Origin of the sequence: Bacteroides oleiciplenus YIT 12058 (assembly GCF_000315485.1) — a bacterium.
GTDB lineage: Bacteria > Bacteroidota > Bacteroidia > Bacteroidales > Bacteroidaceae > Bacteroides > Bacteroides oleiciplenus.
Window position 1 is genome coordinate 845,643 of sequence record NZ_JH992940.1, and the last position, 17,600, is coordinate 863,242.

General features: G+C 39.1%; 13 protein-coding genes and 1 pseudogene. 11 read left to right on the forward strand and 3 right to left on the reverse strand.

The annotated features are described in order from the left end of the window. The first annotated feature begins 15 nt into the window (after nucleotides 1–15). The 6 genes from HMPREF9447_RS03660 to HMPREF9447_RS03685 all read left to right on the forward strand — a co-directional run bounded on the left by HMPREF9447_RS03660 (nucleotide 16) and on the right by HMPREF9447_RS03685 (nucleotide 9,151). Nucleotides 16–1,626, forward strand: coding sequence for a RagB/SusD family nutrient uptake outer membrane protein (locus tag HMPREF9447_RS03660; protein WP_009128186.1), 1,611 nt, complete (start codon nucleotides 16–18; stop codon nucleotides 1,624–1,626). 42 nt (nucleotides 1,627–1,668) lie between these two features. Further along, the gene (locus HMPREF9447_RS03665; protein WP_009128187.1) at nucleotides 1,669–2,616 is read left to right on the forward strand and encodes a glycoside hydrolase family 18; all 948 of its coding nucleotides are present in this window, start codon (nucleotides 1,669–1,671) and stop codon (nucleotides 2,614–2,616) included. Nucleotides 2,617–2,627: 11 nt separating this feature from the next. Further along, nucleotides 2,628–4,283 carry a BT_3987 domain-containing protein gene (locus tag HMPREF9447_RS03670; RefSeq protein WP_009128189.1) on the forward strand — a complete coding sequence of 552 codons (1,656 nt, stop codon included), beginning with the start codon at nucleotides 2,628–2,630 and terminating at the stop codon, nucleotides 4,281–4,283. A 44-nt stretch (nucleotides 4,284–4,327) separates the two neighbouring features. Beyond that, nucleotides 4,328–5,581 (forward strand): DUF1735 and LamG domain-containing protein, encoded by a 1,254-nt coding sequence (locus HMPREF9447_RS03675; RefSeq protein ID WP_009128190.1) that lies wholly within the window; start codon nucleotides 4,328–4,330, stop codon nucleotides 5,579–5,581. Nucleotides 5,582–5,741: 160 nt separating this feature from the next. Next, nucleotides 5,742–5,987 (forward strand): hypothetical protein, encoded by a 246-nt coding sequence (locus tag HMPREF9447_RS03680; RefSeq protein WP_009128192.1) that lies wholly within the window; start codon nucleotides 5,742–5,744, stop codon nucleotides 5,985–5,987. Nucleotides 5,988–7,627: 1,640 nt separating this feature from the next. After that, the gene (locus HMPREF9447_RS03685) at nucleotides 7,628–9,151 is read left to right on the forward strand and encodes a beta-N-acetylhexosaminidase (protein WP_044137705.1); all 1,524 of its coding nucleotides are present in this window, start codon (nucleotides 7,628–7,630) and stop codon (nucleotides 9,149–9,151) included. Nucleotides 9,152–9,497: 346 nt separating this feature from the next. Here HMPREF9447_RS03685 and HMPREF9447_RS03690 read toward each other — a convergent pair whose 3' ends face one another. Continuing rightward, nucleotides 9,498–10,022 (reverse strand): hypothetical protein, encoded by a 525-nt coding sequence (locus HMPREF9447_RS03690; protein ID WP_009128200.1) that lies wholly within the window; start codon nucleotides 10,020–10,022, stop codon nucleotides 9,498–9,500. Nucleotides 10,023–10,239: 217 nt separating this feature from the next. Between HMPREF9447_RS03690 and HMPREF9447_RS27400 the strand changes: the two are divergent. Continuing rightward, nucleotides 10,240–10,425 (forward strand): annotated as a pseudogene (locus HMPREF9447_RS27400) (catalase); the annotation flags it as partial. A 29-nt stretch (nucleotides 10,426–10,454) separates the two neighbouring features. Then, nucleotides 10,455–10,754, forward strand: coding sequence for a hypothetical protein (locus tag HMPREF9447_RS03695; protein WP_167549109.1), 300 nt, complete (start codon nucleotides 10,455–10,457; stop codon nucleotides 10,752–10,754). Between the two features lie 249 nt (nucleotides 10,755–11,003). On the opposite strand, the gene HMPREF9447_RS29400 is transcribed toward HMPREF9447_RS03695, so the two are convergent. Both HMPREF9447_RS29400 and HMPREF9447_RS03705 read right to left on the reverse strand, forming a co-directional pair. Beyond that, nucleotides 11,004–11,546, reverse strand: coding sequence for a signal peptidase II (locus HMPREF9447_RS29400; protein ID WP_009128205.1), 543 nt, complete (start codon nucleotides 11,544–11,546; stop codon nucleotides 11,004–11,006). A 115-nt stretch (nucleotides 11,547–11,661) separates the two neighbouring features. Continuing rightward, nucleotides 11,662–12,258, reverse strand: coding sequence for a hypothetical protein (locus HMPREF9447_RS03705; protein ID WP_009128213.1), 597 nt, complete (start codon nucleotides 12,256–12,258; stop codon nucleotides 11,662–11,664). A gap of 442 nt (nucleotides 12,259–12,700) precedes the next feature. On the opposite strand from HMPREF9447_RS03705, the gene HMPREF9447_RS03710 reads away from it, so the two are divergent. The 3 genes from HMPREF9447_RS03710 (at nucleotide 12,701) to HMPREF9447_RS03720 (ending at nucleotide 17,598) form a co-directional block, all read left to right on the forward strand. Next, complete coding sequence (locus tag HMPREF9447_RS03710) at nucleotides 12,701–15,472, forward strand: outer membrane beta-barrel protein (protein ID WP_009128214.1); 2,772 nt, start codon at nucleotides 12,701–12,703, stop codon at nucleotides 15,470–15,472. A gap of 222 nt (nucleotides 15,473–15,694) precedes the next feature. After that, complete coding sequence (locus tag HMPREF9447_RS03715; protein WP_009128215.1) at nucleotides 15,695–17,080, forward strand: leucine-rich repeat domain-containing protein; 1,386 nt, start codon at nucleotides 15,695–15,697, stop codon at nucleotides 17,078–17,080. A gap of 47 nt (nucleotides 17,081–17,127) precedes the next feature. After that, a complete protein-coding gene (locus tag HMPREF9447_RS03720; protein WP_009128216.1) occupies nucleotides 17,128–17,598 on the forward strand; it encodes a hypothetical protein in 471 nt (156 codons plus the stop codon). Nucleotides 17,599–17,600 lie beyond the last annotated feature (2 nt).

Consider the following 17,600-nt stretch of genomic DNA (forward strand, 5'->3'; position numbering starts at 1 on the left):
TAAAAAACAGTTATTATGAAACATATAACATCTATCATAAAGTTGCTCACACTTGCTCTACTGCTTATAGTCGGATATGCTTGTACGGACAACTTTGATAAAATCAACCAAAAAGACTATCAAGTGGATAAAGAAGAGCTGGGACGCGAAGGGTATAACGTCGGTGCCAGTCTCAAAGGATTACAAGGACTAGTTATTCCTACGGAAGAACATCTTTATCAATTTGTTGAAGCACTTGGAACAGGTGCATTTGCTGGTTACATTGGTTGTACAGTAGAGTGGACAGCAAAATTTGAAACCTACAACCCGCCCATTGATTGGCAAGAAGCACCATTTTCCGACCTCATCACACGTACCTATCCCTTCTATCGAGACCTGCTCGATGAGACAGACGATCCAATCGCACTCGCATTGGGTAAATTGTTGCGCGTAACTATCATGCAACGGGTAACTGATATGTATGGGCCTATTCCCTATTCCAAAATCATCTCCAAGACAGGTGAAGTTTCGCTTACTGTATCCTATGACTCACAGGAAGAGGTTTATAAGCAGATGTTCAAAGAATTGGATGAAGTGAGTGACGTACTCAAAGAAAACCTCAACTTGAGCGCAGAAGCTTTTCGTAAATTCGATGACGTGTATCAGGGCGACCTATCCAAATGGCTCAAATTTGCCAATTCACTCAAATTACGCATGGCAATGCGCCTGACCTACGTGCCAGAGATGAAGGAAGAAGTTCAGCGGATAGCTGAAGAAGCTGTAGCAGCAGGTGTTATTACACAAAACATTGACAATGCATTCTTGAAGGTGGAAGAAAATCGAGCTGCTATGATTTTTAATGATTGGAATGACCAGCGTGTAGGAGCTGATATTATCTCGTACATGAACGGTTATAAAGATTCGCGACGGGAGAAGATGTTCACTACTGTCAAAATGACTGTATATGATGAAAACTTCCAACCTCAGGAAATAGACGGATATGCAGGCATTCGCATCGGAATTGATGTAACAACCAAAGATGACATAATAGGAGTATACAGCAAACCGATCATAACAAGCACTAGTCCTTATATGTGGATGAACTCTGCCGAAATAACCTTCCTGCGTGCCGAAGGCGCTTTACGCGGTTGGAATATGGGAGGTGATGCCAAGACATTGTATAATCAGGCGATAACTCTCTCCTTTGAACAACACGGAGTATCGGGTGTCGAAGCATATACGACAGATATGACTAATATACCAGAGGCGTACAGCGATCCAACCTTCACTTATACTGATTGGGAAGGACCAAGAAGTACCATAACCATTGCATGGGAAGACGGTGATGAAAATTTTGAGCGAAATCTTGAGCGAATTATCACCCAGAAATGGATTGCCAATTTTCCACTCGGTGTCGAGGCATGGAGCGAATTCCGCCGTACAGGCTATCCACACCTTATACCAGTGATAGAGAACAAGAGTGGCGGCAGCATCAATTCTAACCACATGATACGTCGTTTATGGTATCCTCCTACCGAGTATACAGAGAATCTCCAGAACATCAACCAAGCGATAGGCATGTTGGGAGGCCCCGATAATGGAGGGACAAGGTTGTGGTGGGATAAGAAACCCTACTCCAATCCATGAGAGAGTTATAAATGTGAACAATACGAATAAAATAGAAATAGTATGAAAACAATTATGAATAAACTACTCAGGTATGGTTTGTTGCTAATAATCCTTGTTTTGCCTACGGCATGCAATGACTGGAATGGACCGGAACCTGTAAATCTCGATATCAACAGTGCCAAAGACCAAAATCCAGAATTATGGGCACGTTATATGAAAGTATTACATACTTATAAACAGAGCAAGCATTATATAACTTACGCACGCTTTGATAACTCTATAGAGGAACCGGTAAATGAAGGAAGCTATCTCCGCTCATTGCCCGACTCCCTAGATATTGTAACTCTAAGCAGTCCCGACAAGATATCCGATTATGATCTGGAAGATATTCCTCTATTGCAGGAAAAAAGTATTCGTGTACTTTATCTCATAGACTTTACTGCCCAAGAGACTACATTCACTGATATTGCGGCTTGGGGTATCTGGTTGGACAAAGCCGTAGCTACAGTAAACGAACTTAAGTTAGATGGTTTCGCCTTTACCGGAACACCGCTTTATAGCGGAACGGATGCTGAATTGGCGGCACATAAAGAGAAATCACGACTGATGGTTTCCAAACTCTCTGCTGCGGCTGGGCAAAATAAGTTACTGGTGTTGGAAGGAAATCCTGCTTTTGTTGATGATGTAGACCTTGACAAATTGAATTATGTAGTGTTGAATACTGCTGACCTGACTAATGTCACTGACTTAAAACTACAAATTGCAGGAGTTCTGGCTAACGATAAATTACCTAAAGATAAATTATTGCTTGCTGCCCGAATAGGTGAACAGATGACTAACGAAACTAGCATAAAACAAGATGCCGTAACTCTAATGACTGACCGTGTAGCCTCACTCGGTCTATTGGGAGGATTGGGAATTTACGCTATAGGCGGAGATTATTACAGTTCGAAAATGAATTATGAAATTACGCGAACGGCTATTCAGCAAATGAATCCATCGAAGTAAAAAAAATAATTATGAGAAGAAATTTTATCATATATATTACATTCTTGCTGTTATTAACAGTGGGGATGACAGGGTGTACCGAAGAGTCAATTTCCATGGACTCAGCCAAACTGCCCGATGAAACGATGATCGATAATACGTCTGGAGTACTGCGTAGTGTAAATACGTTGACTAACAAAGTAGTTGTCGACCTGACAGAAGGTGATCATTCCACTACTGAAGAAATCTATTATTTGTTATCGCAACCTGCTAAGACTGGACTTACGGTAACTGCAATTGTAGATGAAATGCTTGTGGAAGATTATAATAAGGCAAACAATACTAAACTAAATGCTTTGCCTGTTGAAAATGTAACGTTTGAGGGAGATGGCACATTCTCTATAGCTGTAGGGAAACAGGAGTCCGCTATAATCAGATTTACCATTTCGACAGACGGATTAAATTTCAATACTCCGTACTTGTTACCAATAACTGTAACACAAATGCCTACTGGGATACAGGGACAAACTGTCAAGAATATACTCTACTATGCAGTCAGCATTAGAAAGAAAATAACGACATGCAGTCCATCTAATCCATATGAACAGATAGATATACCACCAATGTTGCCCGATGCACTCGTAATATTCTATGTAAATACCTCGACCTACCAACCTCTTATTGCTGATATATATGGTATTAGAAAAACTAATCAAACAGACTTCACTGCAGCACTGTATAATATTGGCAGTATAGTGAACCTGCGTACCACAACGGTAGATTACGATCCAATGAATCGAAGAGCCTTGCTCAGTCTGAGCAGTGACATGCGCGACGTACTGGAACAAGCCGACAAATTCATCCGTCCACTTCAAGAACATGGACGCAAAGTATGCCTTTGTGTTGAAGGTGGGGGTAAAGGACTTGGTTTCTGTAATATGGCCGATGGACAAATTGCCGATTTTACTCAACAGGTGAAAGATGTAATAGAACTTTACGGTCTGGATGGAGTGAATCTACGTGATGAAGGGAGCGCTTATGGTAAACAAGGCATGCCCGCAGTGAACACCACTTCCTATCCTAAACTCATTAAAGCTCTGCGTGAGGCCCTTCCTGACAAGATGCTCACTCTTGTTGATAAAGACGAGCCTACCGAGTATTTTTATGATGTGAATCGGTGCGGAGGTGTTGAAGTAGGTAGATACATAGACTATGCCTGGCACACTTATGACGACATAAAAGAACTTGTCCAGATTATAGAGCCATGGGAAACAGATCACACTTACAGCGAATATACTCGTAAACCCATCGCTGGGCTGAGCCCAGAACATTATGGAAGTCTGACCGTACCTTTATATGATCATAGTAACACTTTAAGTGCTAGTTCAATTCGTAGAGTGATGGAATGGAAAAAAGAGAAGCACAAGAAGAATAACCTTATTGTATATGCATTTGATCTAACTGCAAATGAGCAAAATAATTATGAAGGTATGGTGGGAAACGATGCGTTAAACTACATAAATGCTATGATGGATGACGGTTCGTATTGGGGGCAATCAACTGCTCCCCCTTATGATTGGGGAATTATTTATGGTGATTATTCTTATAATTATGCCCCGTTGGATTGGATACTTGAGGCAACCTATAATGTATATTCAAAAGGATGGGTACGTCCCGCAGGAATGTAAAACCCTATATTCAATAATTCTGATTATTAAAAAACAAGAATACCATGAAAATAGAAAAAAATCATCAAGGCTTTCTATCACTTACCACTCTTATAGGTTGGAGTATGGCTCTCCTATTATCAGTGTTGGCTTGTGATAACAAAGATTATAGCAAGGACTCTCCTTTCGACAATAGCGTATATATTGATGCAGCAAAAGTGAAAGATATAGCTCATTTTACTTTTAATAATGTCAAACAGACAGGAGAACAACAAATATCAGCAGTATTAGCATACCCTGCCGAACAAGATATCAGTGTCAAATTTCAGGTAGATGCTTCTTTGGCAAGCCACTACAACGCACGCTTAGGGAATAATTATGCTGTATTGGATTCTAAATTTTATAAGTTTTCTGCGCAAGATGTTATTATTCACGCAGGAAAAGTCACTTCAGAAATAGTCACTATTAACTTCTCAAATTTAACAGAACTGGAGATTGATGCAACCTACTTGTTACCTGTTAGTATCAAACAGGCTTCGGGCGGTATGGATATGCTGGACGGTTCAAAAACTATTTGCTATATCGTGCGTCGTTCCAGTGCTATTACCACGGCTGTCAGTCTTGCGGACAACTACTTCGAAGTACCGGGATTCGAAGCTGGCAGCCCCACCGCTGATGTAGTAAACGGTTTGAAGCAACTTACTTTTGAAGCTGTTATAAGAGTAAACAAATTCGATCCCTTGACTGATATTTCTACCATAATGGGTATCGAGCAATACTGTTTATTCCGTTTCGGCGATTCGGGTTTCCCACGACAGCAATTACAGTTTGCTGCCAATGAGGTCAAGTTTCCAAAGGCGGATGATGCGAAATATCTGCAACCGGGTGAATGGTACCACGTAGCAGTAACATACGACACAGAAACAAAAATTGCTGTTATTTATGTTGATGGTAAAGAGCAAAGCCGTATTGAAAATTACGGAACTGGGGAGGCTATTAATTTGGGCAAACAGAAGAAAGGAGATTTCATGTTTAAAATAGGACACTCCTATGGTGAACGTGATGATATGACACGTCAACTGAATGGTGAAATCTGCGAAGTACGCATATGGAATGTAATACGTTCACAAGAAGAAGTTTACAAGAATATGTATGATATCGTACCTACAACTCCCGGTCTGAAAGCTTACTGGAAGTTCAACGAAGGTAAAGGAAACAATACAGCTAAAGATTTTACAGGCAATGGAAATGATGCTATTGCTTATACCGACGCTGTGTGGCCAGCAGGGATTGAAGTCCCTCAAAAAAATAAAGAGTAAGATCGAAGGTGTCTCCAAACAGGGTTAAAAAGCCTGAATATAAAAATCATCCTTGCAACTCATGAAGTAAGGATGATTTTTTTGTAGATTCTTTTAAAAAAAAGTGCCTTAAAATGGTATTTTTTATTGTTTTTTTTGTAACCTAAATGACATTGAGAATATGACCACAAAAGAAGGCAATACCATAACCATAATCAATTACTCGACAGGTGCCGTTTCGGTCGGTAATAATAATCACATTGTTACCAATGTTGATCTTCAAAATCTTGACAACGAAGTAAATAAGTTACTAAAGCAATTACAGGAAAATCATGATGATCGCCTAGAAGCGATTAAAGCAGATATTGAGGCCATGAAGGCTGCGATCAAAAGCAAAGATGAGAAAAAAAACACAGGCACGTTTTGAGAAGATAAAGGGCTATGGTGGGCTTGTGCTGGATTTTGCGAAAACAATTGCGTCTTTTCTTTCATTAGCTTGATTGATTTACCCACAGAAAAAAAACGAATAAAAGTAATTGAGAATACTCAATTACTTTTTAATCATCACATACTTTTTTGTCTAATAACTTTCCACTTAAATATCTTATTTACTTAATATTCTGCAATTTGAGCAGCCCCCATCCCACTCATATGTTTTATTACCTCAAATACAACTAAATGTATTGTCATTTTTCTTGAAAGATGATATTTTGCATGCTTATGAGAAAAATAGTACAATGTACTTTGATTTCTCGAAATTTATATCCACCTTTGCAATGCATTACAAAATATTATCAATAATAAGTCTAGGAATCCCTTAGTTGTCGTCAACTACTAGTGTTTAATGCTTGTAGTTTTATGATAGTACGGCTCTGTGTTTCCCGTGTGGTAGGTTAATTACCCCACTATATCCTAGGCTTCGGCGATAGTTTGTAATGCAGCGGGTCACCAGAGTCGTATTTTTATTTCAGACTCACTATTACGTTTTGAGAATACGAACATGTAAAAGGTTTATTTCTTATATCTATTGCTCCATTTTACCTATGATTTCTCGTCAAGAATGACAGTTTTTTTAGCAGATCATAAAAAATAGTTTTTAAATAAATAAAGATACACTTTATGTTGGTTTTATCAGAAATTATGCGTAATTTTGTATTGCATTACTTATCTATCATGCCGACTGAAAGCCTAGTGACTTTTAGTCGTAAATGACTACAAGTGTATTTGATACACTTGTAGTTTCGTGATACTACGGTTCTGTCCCCCGTGTGGAAAGTTAATGCCTCCACTGTACGCTAGGCTTCGGCAAATAGGTATGTAATGCAACGGGGCAGCAGAGCCGTTTATTTTTTAACACTTTAGATTTGCATAGAAATACATCCCTATAGGGATAACCAATTTCTACGAGAAATTATAATATTCCTGTTTTAGCCAAAAATAATATCTTTTCCATGATGTCTTGAGTCAAAACCACTATTGTTTATTCATCTTTCCTTGATCAAAAACCTTATTCTATCATCTACCATTTGTCACAAATTAAGACCATATTAATAAATAAGACTATTTACAAACATAAAAAACGTAATTTATATTGGAATTATCGGACGATATGCGTACATTTGCAACGCATTACAAACCGTTTGTCGATTAATGACCTAGGCGTCCTTAGTCGTAGACGACTACGAACGTATTTTTAATATGTTCGTAGTTTCGTGATATTACGGTTCTGTCCCCCGTGTGGAAAGTTAATGCCTCCACTGTACGCTAGGCTTCGGCAAATAGGTATGTAATGCAACGGGTCAGCAGAGCCGTATTTTTTTATACTTTAATTGCTCATAGAAGAAGGTTTCATTTCGTAAAAGAGAACATTCCAGATATCTCGTAAATCATATTTTCGCTTCCTTTCTTGTTATTTCAAAATTTTCTTAATAACTTGCTACTGTGATTCTTCAAAATCCGTTGAAGACATAATTATTCAAAGCGTAGTAACCAAAAACAATTATGTCTTCGGGAAGGAAGAATACTATTCTCCTTAAAACTCAAAATGTAAAACAAACCCTTAAACTCATGAGACACTTAATGATTATTATTTTTCTATTCTTTTATACCAGACCTTCGGTTGCCCAATTGCCAATACCCACTCCGGAAAAGATACAGAGCACTCAAGGAACATTCCATTTAAAAGATAAATATCCCACAGTGTATGTTGTAGATAAGTCAGCTCCCTACCTTGAACTTTTTCAAAAGGAAGTATTACATACAACATCTATACGGTTATCAAACCAAAAACAGAAAGCGACAATTAGCTTCATTAGTGACTCTTCCCTGCCTTCTGAAAGTTACAAGATCCATATTACACAAAAGCACATAGAAATACATGCCAAAGATAAAGGAGGTTTTATTTATGCCGTACAGACCCTGCGACAGTGGGTAAGTATGGAGCAAGGACATCCAACATTCGCCTGTGCTGACATTACAGATAGCCCCCGTTTAAATTGGCGATGTTTCATGCTGGATTCCGGAAGACAGTTCCAAAAAGTACCGACCATCAAAAAATATATTGATATGGCTTCTTTACTGAAGATGAATCGTTTCCATTGGCATCTCACCGAAGGTTTAGGCTGGCGCATTGAAATCAAACGCTATCCAGAGTTGACTCGAACCGGAGCCTTTGTAGGAAAAGGTACCGAACAACAAGGCTACTATTCTCAGGAAGATATAAGAGAAATAGTAAAATATGCTGTTGATCGGAATATCACCATTGTCCCCGAAATAGACATGCCCGGACATGCCGAAGCCGCACTATCTGCCTACCCCGAATTAGGATGTTTCGGTACACCAATAGAAGTTCCGGAAAATGGATTTACTCAAAACATATTTTGTGCAGGAAAAGAAAACACAATCGCTTTTCTAAAAAATGTACTAGATGAGGTGTGTGAACTTTTTCCATCCACATATATCCATTTAGGTGGTGACGAGGCCCTAAAAGGAAACTGGGATAAGTGCCCCGATTGTCAGCAGACTATCAAAAAGGAAAAACTAAAAGGTAGCCATGATCTTCAATTATGGTTTTCATCTCAAATGGCAGATTATCTGAAAGCCAAAGGAAGAAAAGCTATCTTTTGGGGAGATATAGTTTATGAAGACGGCTATCCATTACCGGACAACATAGTTATACAATGGTGGAACTGGCGCGGACATAAGGATTTAGCTTTAAAAAATGCTATACGAAATGGCTATCCAGTCATCTGTAGTACGAATTGCTATATGTATCTTAATTTTCCGGTTACTCCCTGGAAAGGATATGATAAAAACCGCACTTTCGACTTAAAAGATGTTTATCTGCATAATCCTTCATACAAAACGGAAGAAAATCCATTGATAATAGGTATGACTTGTGCACTTTGGACGGATTATGGAGTAACAGAAAATATGATAGACAATCGCTTGTTTCCTCGTATACTGGCAATAGCCGAACAAATGTGGTACAAAGGCGAGCTATGTAGTTTCGATACATTCTACAACAATGTATTACAGAAAAAGAACTGGTTTAATAACCAAGGCTTTCAGTTCGGACCGGCACTTAAATAAAATACAGATAATAATTATCAATGGAATTAAAAAAATATACTACCATGAAGACTATGAATTTAATAATTGGAAGTACATATTACGAGGGAAACTTTACTCATACTTTTACCCCCTGTGTAATTTATTGCTCCATATCAAAAATGGCAAAATAAGAAAGACCATCTTGTGTTACGAGAAATTATCAACAAATTAAATTAGATAGGAAGAATATATTTTTCCGTAAAAATAAAAAGTCCCTGGTTCGGAGGCTGGCTATCCGAAGTTGGTAGTAATAATTCTCCTATTACGCTCGCCCTTATGTAATGAAGTTCCGATGGAGTTAGTTTCATCGAAAACTCATCTATTTTTATAAATATCGAAATATTCTTGATTGTGCTTCTTCTGTTTTTAAATGAATAAAATTCATCAATTCATTTTCGGTCAATCCTGAAATTACAGGATAAACAGATGCACTTTTAATCGGGTAATTGATAAATTTGGCTATACAAGCCCTATGCTGACCGTTTGTTATAATAAACTTAGTGCCGACCTGGCGTAACATTATCCTATCAAAACTATCTTCCAGCAACGATTTATCTATGAATCTTTTCAAATCATCCAAAGTGTGATTCAGGTGGATAATGCTTGAAGGACGTTTCAAATCCCTCAAATGTTCAATCCATACTTTCCCATTATAGGCAAAGCCATAAGAAAGTCCTACTATATCTTTTGGATCGACCTGCATCTCAACCAAAGTCCCCTCTCCTAATCGTCCATGAACCAATTCACAATCCAAATTAGGAACATAGTGATAATGCCATTCTTCGTCCTCAATTAGTAAGCCACTTACCTGCCTCAACCATTCTAAGCTCGTCTGACTATAATTATTCAACTTTCTCTATCTTTAGTTTATTGTAAATCTTTGTTATTTATGCAAATCTAAAAACAAGCCATTCATATCCACACTTAACACCAAGTGACAAAAGCCCTAAAAAAGCAAAGATATACCACTGCAAAGATAATGCATATTAATCGATCTTACCTCAATTCTGTTGAACAAAAAAATCATGTTCATTAGAAATTATTATTAAAACAAGCTTAAAGAAATTATGGAAAAGAAAAAACTTACATCAGCTAACAATTGTCCTATTGCGGACAACCAGAATAGCCAAACAGCCGGACAGCATGGACCGATGATGGTACAAGATCCATGGTTCATGGAAAAATTAGCTCACTTTGACCGTGAGGTAACTCCAGAAAGGTGTATGCATGCCAAAGGTTCGGGTGCTTTTGGAAAGCGATGAAATGGGAGACCGATGCAAAAATGGACAAAGAAAGGGTGATCGATGTTCCTGTGAACGGAGATATCTATGTTTTCAAATGCAAGAACTACGGTAATTTTTGGCTTTCGGGAGTCCTGGAAGACGACAAGAATGTCAGCATAGACGATATAATGTGGGAGTATGCTATCGGTGAATGGAGCAGCGTTGAAGTTAAAAAAAACGTAATGACTGTCATCTTGTCTCCCAACGACAACAATCACAGTCGTCTTTTGAAAGTAACGTCAACAGTTGGTGATATGTTCTCTTATTTCACGTTCAGACAGGCAGGAAAAGAGAATTAGTAAAAAATAAAGTCTTCAGAAAAAAACTCTGAAGACTTGATTATATCACACATATGTCACTGGTTCTCTCGCACATATCTCGCACGTCAATGAAAAAATATTATGCTTTCTATGGTCCTGCGAGTATGGCAGGCCTAAGTGTTAGTGATATGAAAAACCCTGTATTGTCCCCTTTTTTAACACTCCGTCCGACAGATAAAAAACCCCTGTCGGATACGTGTAAATATCGAATATGAACCACGCGCAAATTCAACGCACAAAAAGTTTTTTCAAATAGGATGTAAACTCTTTCACTTTCAGATTTTTAATCTGAATGCCGTTCTTAAAACAAAACAATAGCCAGAATACGACAAAGCAATTATTATAAATATCTTTAAGATCGAAGACAAAAAGAGGTTTTAAGTAAATATAATCCAATTCTCCATTGGTACGAAAGTTGCCAATCAACCAACATATAATTCCTGAAATCTGAAAAACAACAGCAATGTCCAACAAGCGGGTCTTTTGAAACTTGTTCCGGAGAAAATAGTAAAATGATATTATAAGACATTCTGCCGGCAGAATGATCATCAAGTGTATAACAAACCCAATTGTCAAATTATAATTCTTATATAGAAGTGAACCGATGTAGCTGTTTTTATTATTGAATGTAGGATGAAATTCCAGCAAACCGGGAATAATATTGAAATGACTTTCTAAAAAATAGATATTTATTACCCATTTTATTACTTGGTCTAACAGAACAAGCAGCAGAATATAGCCAGTGATATGTCTATATGAGCATTGTGTCATAAATAAGGTGTTTATATTTTCATTATTTTTTTAGTTGCCCTATACTGCCTGTCCACAAAGATACAGATAGTCCACATAAAAGCAATAATAAATCATATATTTTTCTTCCAGACTTTTAGATAATATTTTCTCCTTTATAATTCAAAACTATAACATCTGATTTATAGTCCTTTTTAACAAGAAAGAAGATGTTTTCGGCTTTCCAAGAAACATATAATCCTCTTTCATAATATGCATTTATCTTTTTCTGAACAGAACACACATCCTGATGTATGATAAAATAAAAGCCACATGAGTACATCATCTTATCTAAAAGGAAATTGAGTTTAAACAAGTTCCAATAGAACAAAGGGCGACTAAGCTTAAGATCCATATTGAGTTCTATGAGAGTTTTTTGAGGTAAGGAATCAACTTGTCCAGTTTGCTCCATTATCAAAGTTGAATTAACGGAGCACAAAGAAGATAGTCCTGCCATCAACTTCCGAACCATATTTTTTTTCTCAGGGGTCACTGCAAAACTTTGAACAGCCTCAGAAGAAGGAAGGAATAGTTCTGTACTACAATAATCGCCTGTAATCTTTCTATATCGAACTGTAAGCTGTGATACAAATTTTTCGTGCGCCAATTCGGAAGCACCCTCATCAATAGTATTATAAAACTGACGAGGTATCATATTTATAGCTTCGATCAATGTTTGAATCGTCTTATTCATTGTTCCAAATCTGAATATCTTTGAATGAATTAATTGAGTGGTTCAAGCAATACTTGTATTTACCCGATTAAAATTTAAACAGATTAATTACATCTACTGTTCATCCTGAAAGTAATTATTTTAGGCACAAAAATAAGAATAATAACTGAGATATAGAAAAAGATTAAACAGAATTAAATAATAATCAGCCAACTTTCGACGATCTAAAATTTGGTAAATCACCCCATTGTTTTCAATATAAAAGAACATGTCCAACAGATACTACAGAATGGGGAAATTACCCTTTTACTAATCAAGTACTAGCCAGTTTCTTTTTTATTTCGCTCTCCCCTACCTGTATTTATATTTTCCCCTTTTTTAATACAATATAATACCCTGTTATGGGTATTGAATAAGAAAGCCATATACAGTAATTTTGCAGCCAGTTCACAAATGAGGTAGAATGGGCAATCAAGGAGTTCAAAGCTTTTATTTGCTACTGGCGCTACTATTAGTACCGGCTTTGCTATCCGCCCAACAGGCCATCAGGGTCAGCGGGCGTATAACGGGCATGTCCGGAACCGGAGAGATAGAAGCATTGCCTTATACCAACGTCACAATCTTAACAGCCGGGGATTCTATATTCATCAAAGGTACTGCCAGTGACCTTGATGGAAATTTCAGGCTCTCCCTTACTCCAAAATCCAGAAAGGACTATCTGCTCAAAATTTCCTATATAGGTATGAAGTCTGTCTACCTGCCTATCAATAAAAACAAGGCAACCGCTAACCTGGGGGACATCTGCCTGACCGAAGGCATGGAACTTGCCGAGGTGACGGTTACTGCACCGTTGAAAGCCATTGAGCAAGTGGGAGACACGACAGTGATTAATGCCGCCGCCTATCACACGCCGGAAGGTTCGTATCTGGAAGAACTGGTAAAGCGCATCCCCGGTCTGGAATATGAACGTAAAACCAAGTCTTTGACCTACAACGGTCTGCCCATCAACGAAATCAATATCAATGGTGAATCGTACTTCTCCGGTAACAACAGCATGGCACTTGAGAATCTGCCTGTGGAAGTCATCAGCAAGATTAAGGTATATAACAAAAAGAGTGAACTGGAGAAGATTACCGGTGTAGATACCGGTAAAGAGAATTTTGTGCTCGACCTGCAAACGCCCGCCAAATTCGACGGGATGCTGACAGGTAACGGTGAAGCGGGACAGGGAAACCACCGGAAGAAAGACTATACGTTTATAGGCAACTATTTCAAACAGAGGGGCGAGAACGCCGCCGTCATTGCCCGGTCATCAAACAAAAACCAACAAACCGACTATAAAGATAATATACAAAGCAATATCGCCACAAATTTCACCAAGAAATTCGGCAAAAAGTTCATCCTCACGGGTAACGCGATATACAATAACCACAAACAAGGTGACCGGTCAACCGCTTATAACGAACAGTATCTGACTACCGGCAACCAGTATCAGGCATCTGTCGGAAACAGTATCAACGGAAACAAGATGGCGAGTGCCATACTGGGCATACGCTGGCAAATCGACAAAAAGACCTGGCTCAACCTGAACGGGAGCTTTAATTACAACCGAAATGAAAATACGAACGACAGCCGCCAGGCGACCTTCAACGCCAATCCGAACGTGGATGCCAAAGACCCTTTCGCCAACATAGCGGATATTCCGCACGACACACGGCTCAACGAAAACACCCTGCAAACCCTTGCCCTCGGCAAGCGCCATCAATACGAAGTGAACGCTGATGTGACCCGGTTGTTGAATGAAAAAGGGACCAGCGTCAGCCTTACCCTACGATACAATGGCGGAAACGGTAACAACGACAACTTCACCTTTTCATCAACTACTTACTACCAACTACAGACTACCACCGGAACCGATTCGTTACTCTACCGAAACCAGTATAACACCAGCCCTTCCCGTGACCGTAACCAAAGTTCCGGATTGCTGCTGACGCACCCCCTGGCAAAAAAGCTACGTTTACAGCTCTCATACAATCTAAATTATACGAAACAGAATAGTGACCGCAACAGCTACGACCTCTCCCGTCTGACAGAAGAGGGCAGCAAAAGCATCGGCTTTCTGCCTGACGGTTACGAAACCGGCTATACCGACAGCCTAAGCAACCGGAGCCACAGCCGAACTCTCGGCCATGAGGTTGCTGTGCGTATGAACTACAACGATAAGACCTGGGACATTAACACCGGCATCTCCATACAGCAGGAGAAACGGAGTATCGATCAAAAAAACGGGTTACTGCGAGCTGACACCGCAATGCGCAACTTCAATGTACAGCCATCTGTCAAGATTGTCTGGAAGAATAAGAAAACCCGCATACAATTCATGTACAACGGCAGCACCCGGCAACCTCTCCTATCCAGCCTCTTGTCACTCACCGACAACAGCAATCCGTTGAACATCAGTCGTGGAAACCCGGACTTAAAACCAGCATACAACCAAATTATTCGCCTCGATGCCCAAAACACGGACAAAGGGATATTTGCAAACCTCAACTGGCGTAACGAGTTCAACAGCCAAATCCGGGGTGTGGCCTACAACCCCACCACCGGGGGACGTGAAACCTACCCTGTGAACATCAACGGCAACTGGAATGCCGACTTCCGGCTACGTTACCAGAAACGCATCAAACTGTTTAACCTCTCGGCAAGCACCGGAGCCGGCTACGGTCAGAATGTAACGCTGATCAACGAAGGCCAGAACGCAAATCCCGGCCGAAGCGTTACTCGTACCGACCGGTACAACGGGAGTTTGCGTCTGGCATACCTGCCCAAATGGGGAAATGTCGAACTGAATGCCGACTGGCGTTACCAGCACGCCGCCAACTCACTGCATGAAACCGAGATCTACACCCGTAATTATACCTTCGGTCTGGACGCATATACCGAACTGCCCGGTAATCTCCGGTTGAAGACTGACGCCGCCTACTCTTTCCGGAACGGCACCAATATTGAAAAGCGAGCCGACGATCAGATTCTTTGGAATGCCGGTATCTCCTGGCGCTTTCTAAAAAAGAAACAAGCTGAAATTTCCGCTTACTGGGCCGATATTTTAAGCGATAAAAAAGATTTTAATAGAAGTACTACCGCTAACGGCTTTTCAGAAACGCACACCCGGCAAATCGGAAGCTATTTTATCGTGTCCCTGAAATACAACTTCAATCAAAGCCTGCATAAATAGCTCATTAATAAATCTTTAAAAAGAGAAAAGGACAAGCATTTGACTCAAAAGAGAATGTCGTTCTTTTTTTACAAAAACTCAAGAAAATCAAAGTATTCTAATAGCATGGGCATATCAAGGATAAATATACCCACATATGGGTATTGTGCACCTTCCCCGCAACACCTACCTTTGCACCGCAGACAAATAAAAAGAAATCATATTTATAACAATCAAATAAGAATGAAGAAAATTAAAACTTACATCGCTTTTGCAACCGTCGCGTTGGGACTCAGTTTCAGTTCATGCAGTGAAAACGAAGAGACCATAGATTGGAACGGAATCGAATTAAAAAACACCGAATTAAAAAATGTACTACAACAAAAGGGATTCACCTTCAACGAAGCAGGAAGATTAGTTCAAGACGACAAAGTAAAAAGTACTACAACTCTCGACCTCTCCAATTGTAATCTAAGCGACATTTCCGGTCTCGAAGTTTTTCCAAAACTCACCGACATCAATCTCTCCGATAACAAATTCACTTATTCATTCGACTTTTCCATACTACCGGGCAGCGTCACCAGCGTTGACCTGACCGGAAACGAAATCTATGAATATCCCGGTTTAGTCAACATAAAAACTGAAGAGAACGGAGATGAAACGGTAACCGTGCAAAGAAAGCTAACGAAACTTTTGCTTCCCGAAGCTGCGAAATACAACTGCGTGGAAATTCCAACCTATTTTGCCAACAGCAAAGAAACGGATATGCAGATGGAGAATGCCAAGGGAATACCGGCTGCTTATACAACTTTACGCGAAGTCCCTGACGACAATGTCCGTGCAATATTAAAAGAACTTTTCCCATCCATGTTTAAAGAGGATAATATTGATATAAGCAAGCGGCTCGTTGTAGCAAGCGAAAAAAGTAAAAACATATCAATCAGCCCTAAAAAAACAGTTGGGAGTGAAGCTGTTGAAATAACATCAGTAGAAGGTTTTGAATATATTGCAATGAACAAAGGTTATGAAGGTGCCCAAATAAGCATCTCGGCGAGTAAATCCTGCCTAATACCTTACTTAAAATTAGGGAGTACATTTACAGCGTACATAACGGATAACGTCTCTACCCCAAATCTGGATATATCAAATGCAGTCAATTTATGTTTGATTCAAATAACCAATGATGCAGAACTTGACAAATTAGACTTAAGCAATTGTCGTTTATTGGGACAGAGAGACTATGATTTGGAAACAAGTCCGTTTAATAATCCAAGTATTATTGTACTTCATCATTGTGATAAGCTGAAAACATTTACTTTACCCAAGGAGGCAAAAATGGTGATGATGCTTCAGTTGGTTAATTTACCATTACTTGAAGATATTGACTTATCCGGCCTTAACTTTATTGGCAGCACGATTTTGGGAAGATTACCTAAATCCGAAATCAAATATTTCGATTATACAAGGTGGGACGGTTTTGGTAAGGCTGCTTTCAGTATTACGGAAGAGGTATTTCAACAAGCCGGAACAAAGGCTTTTTTAGAAAAATATCACTCAAATCTGTATTATGAGTATATAGATTCGGAATTAGGATTAGAAAACTTTAAATGGAAAGATTTCTATAAATAATAAATCGATTTTTTATTTCACGATTGTTTAATTTTAAAAAAAAGGATATGAAAAAATTCTTTCTTTCACTTGCATTGGTAGTAGTTGCAAGTTTGGGCATGGCAAATGCCAGTACCAATGTTTTAGATAATGCGGCTTCTTCTTATGGAATCGCAAGTGTTAATGCTGTAGATGGAGACTATAATGGCATCGCCACCCCAACCAAAATGAATGGACAGACAGTAAAAGATCCGACACCTGTTTCCGCCACATTTACAGTTACAAATGGAATCTTGGAAGGGTCTGTTGCTGTTGCAACCGCTAATCACTCATTTAAGATTAATACAGTCGCTGCGATAACAGGTCCTGGCACATATGCCATTCAAGGTAGTTTCAAGGTTAGTGATAAAGTATCTCTACCTCTTAACGGAAATATCGTAGTTACCTCTGTTGATGGAATCAATCTGGAATTTGTTTGTACTGCTTATATTGGGGGTGCCCCGGCTACTGAATCCGTATTCTCATTTTCAACTAAATAAGC

Bases quoted from the DNA above. Each gene is read 5' to 3' on its own strand.
- HMPREF9447_RS03720 (WP_009128216.1), top strand. From the start codon at position 17,128: ATGAAAAAATTCTTTCTTTCACTTGCATTGGTAGTAGTTGCAAGTTTG.
- HMPREF9447_RS03680 (WP_009128192.1), top strand. From the start codon at position 5,742: ATGACCACAAAAGAAGGCAATACCATAACCATAATCAATTACTCGACA.
- HMPREF9447_RS03660 (WP_009128186.1), top strand. From the start codon at position 16: ATGAAACATATAACATCTATCATAAAGTTGCTCACACTTGCTCTACTG.
- HMPREF9447_RS03685 (WP_044137705.1), top strand. From the start codon at position 7,628: ATGAGACACTTAATGATTATTATTTTTCTATTCTTTTATACCAGACCT.
- HMPREF9447_RS03675 (WP_009128190.1), top strand. From the start codon at position 4,328: ATGAAAATAGAAAAAAATCATCAAGGCTTTCTATCACTTACCACTCTT.
- HMPREF9447_RS03670 (WP_009128189.1), top strand. From the start codon at position 2,628: ATGAGAAGAAATTTTATCATATATATTACATTCTTGCTGTTATTAACA.
- HMPREF9447_RS03715 (WP_009128215.1), top strand. From the start codon at position 15,695: ATGAAGAAAATTAAAACTTACATCGCTTTTGCAACCGTCGCGTTGGGA.
- HMPREF9447_RS29400 (WP_009128205.1), bottom strand. From the start codon at position 11,546: ATGACACAATGCTCATATAGACATATCACTGGCTATATTCTGCTGCTT.
- HMPREF9447_RS03705 (WP_009128213.1), bottom strand. From the start codon at position 12,258: ATGAATAAGACGATTCAAACATTGATCGAAGCTATAAATATGATACCT.
- HMPREF9447_RS03710 (WP_009128214.1), top strand. From the start codon at position 12,701: ATGGGCAATCAAGGAGTTCAAAGCTTTTATTTGCTACTGGCGCTACTA.
- HMPREF9447_RS03665 (WP_009128187.1), top strand. From the start codon at position 1,669: ATGAAAACAATTATGAATAAACTACTCAGGTATGGTTTGTTGCTAATA.
- HMPREF9447_RS03695 (WP_167549109.1), top strand. From the start codon at position 10,455: ATGGACAAAGAAAGGGTGATCGATGTTCCTGTGAACGGAGATATCTAT.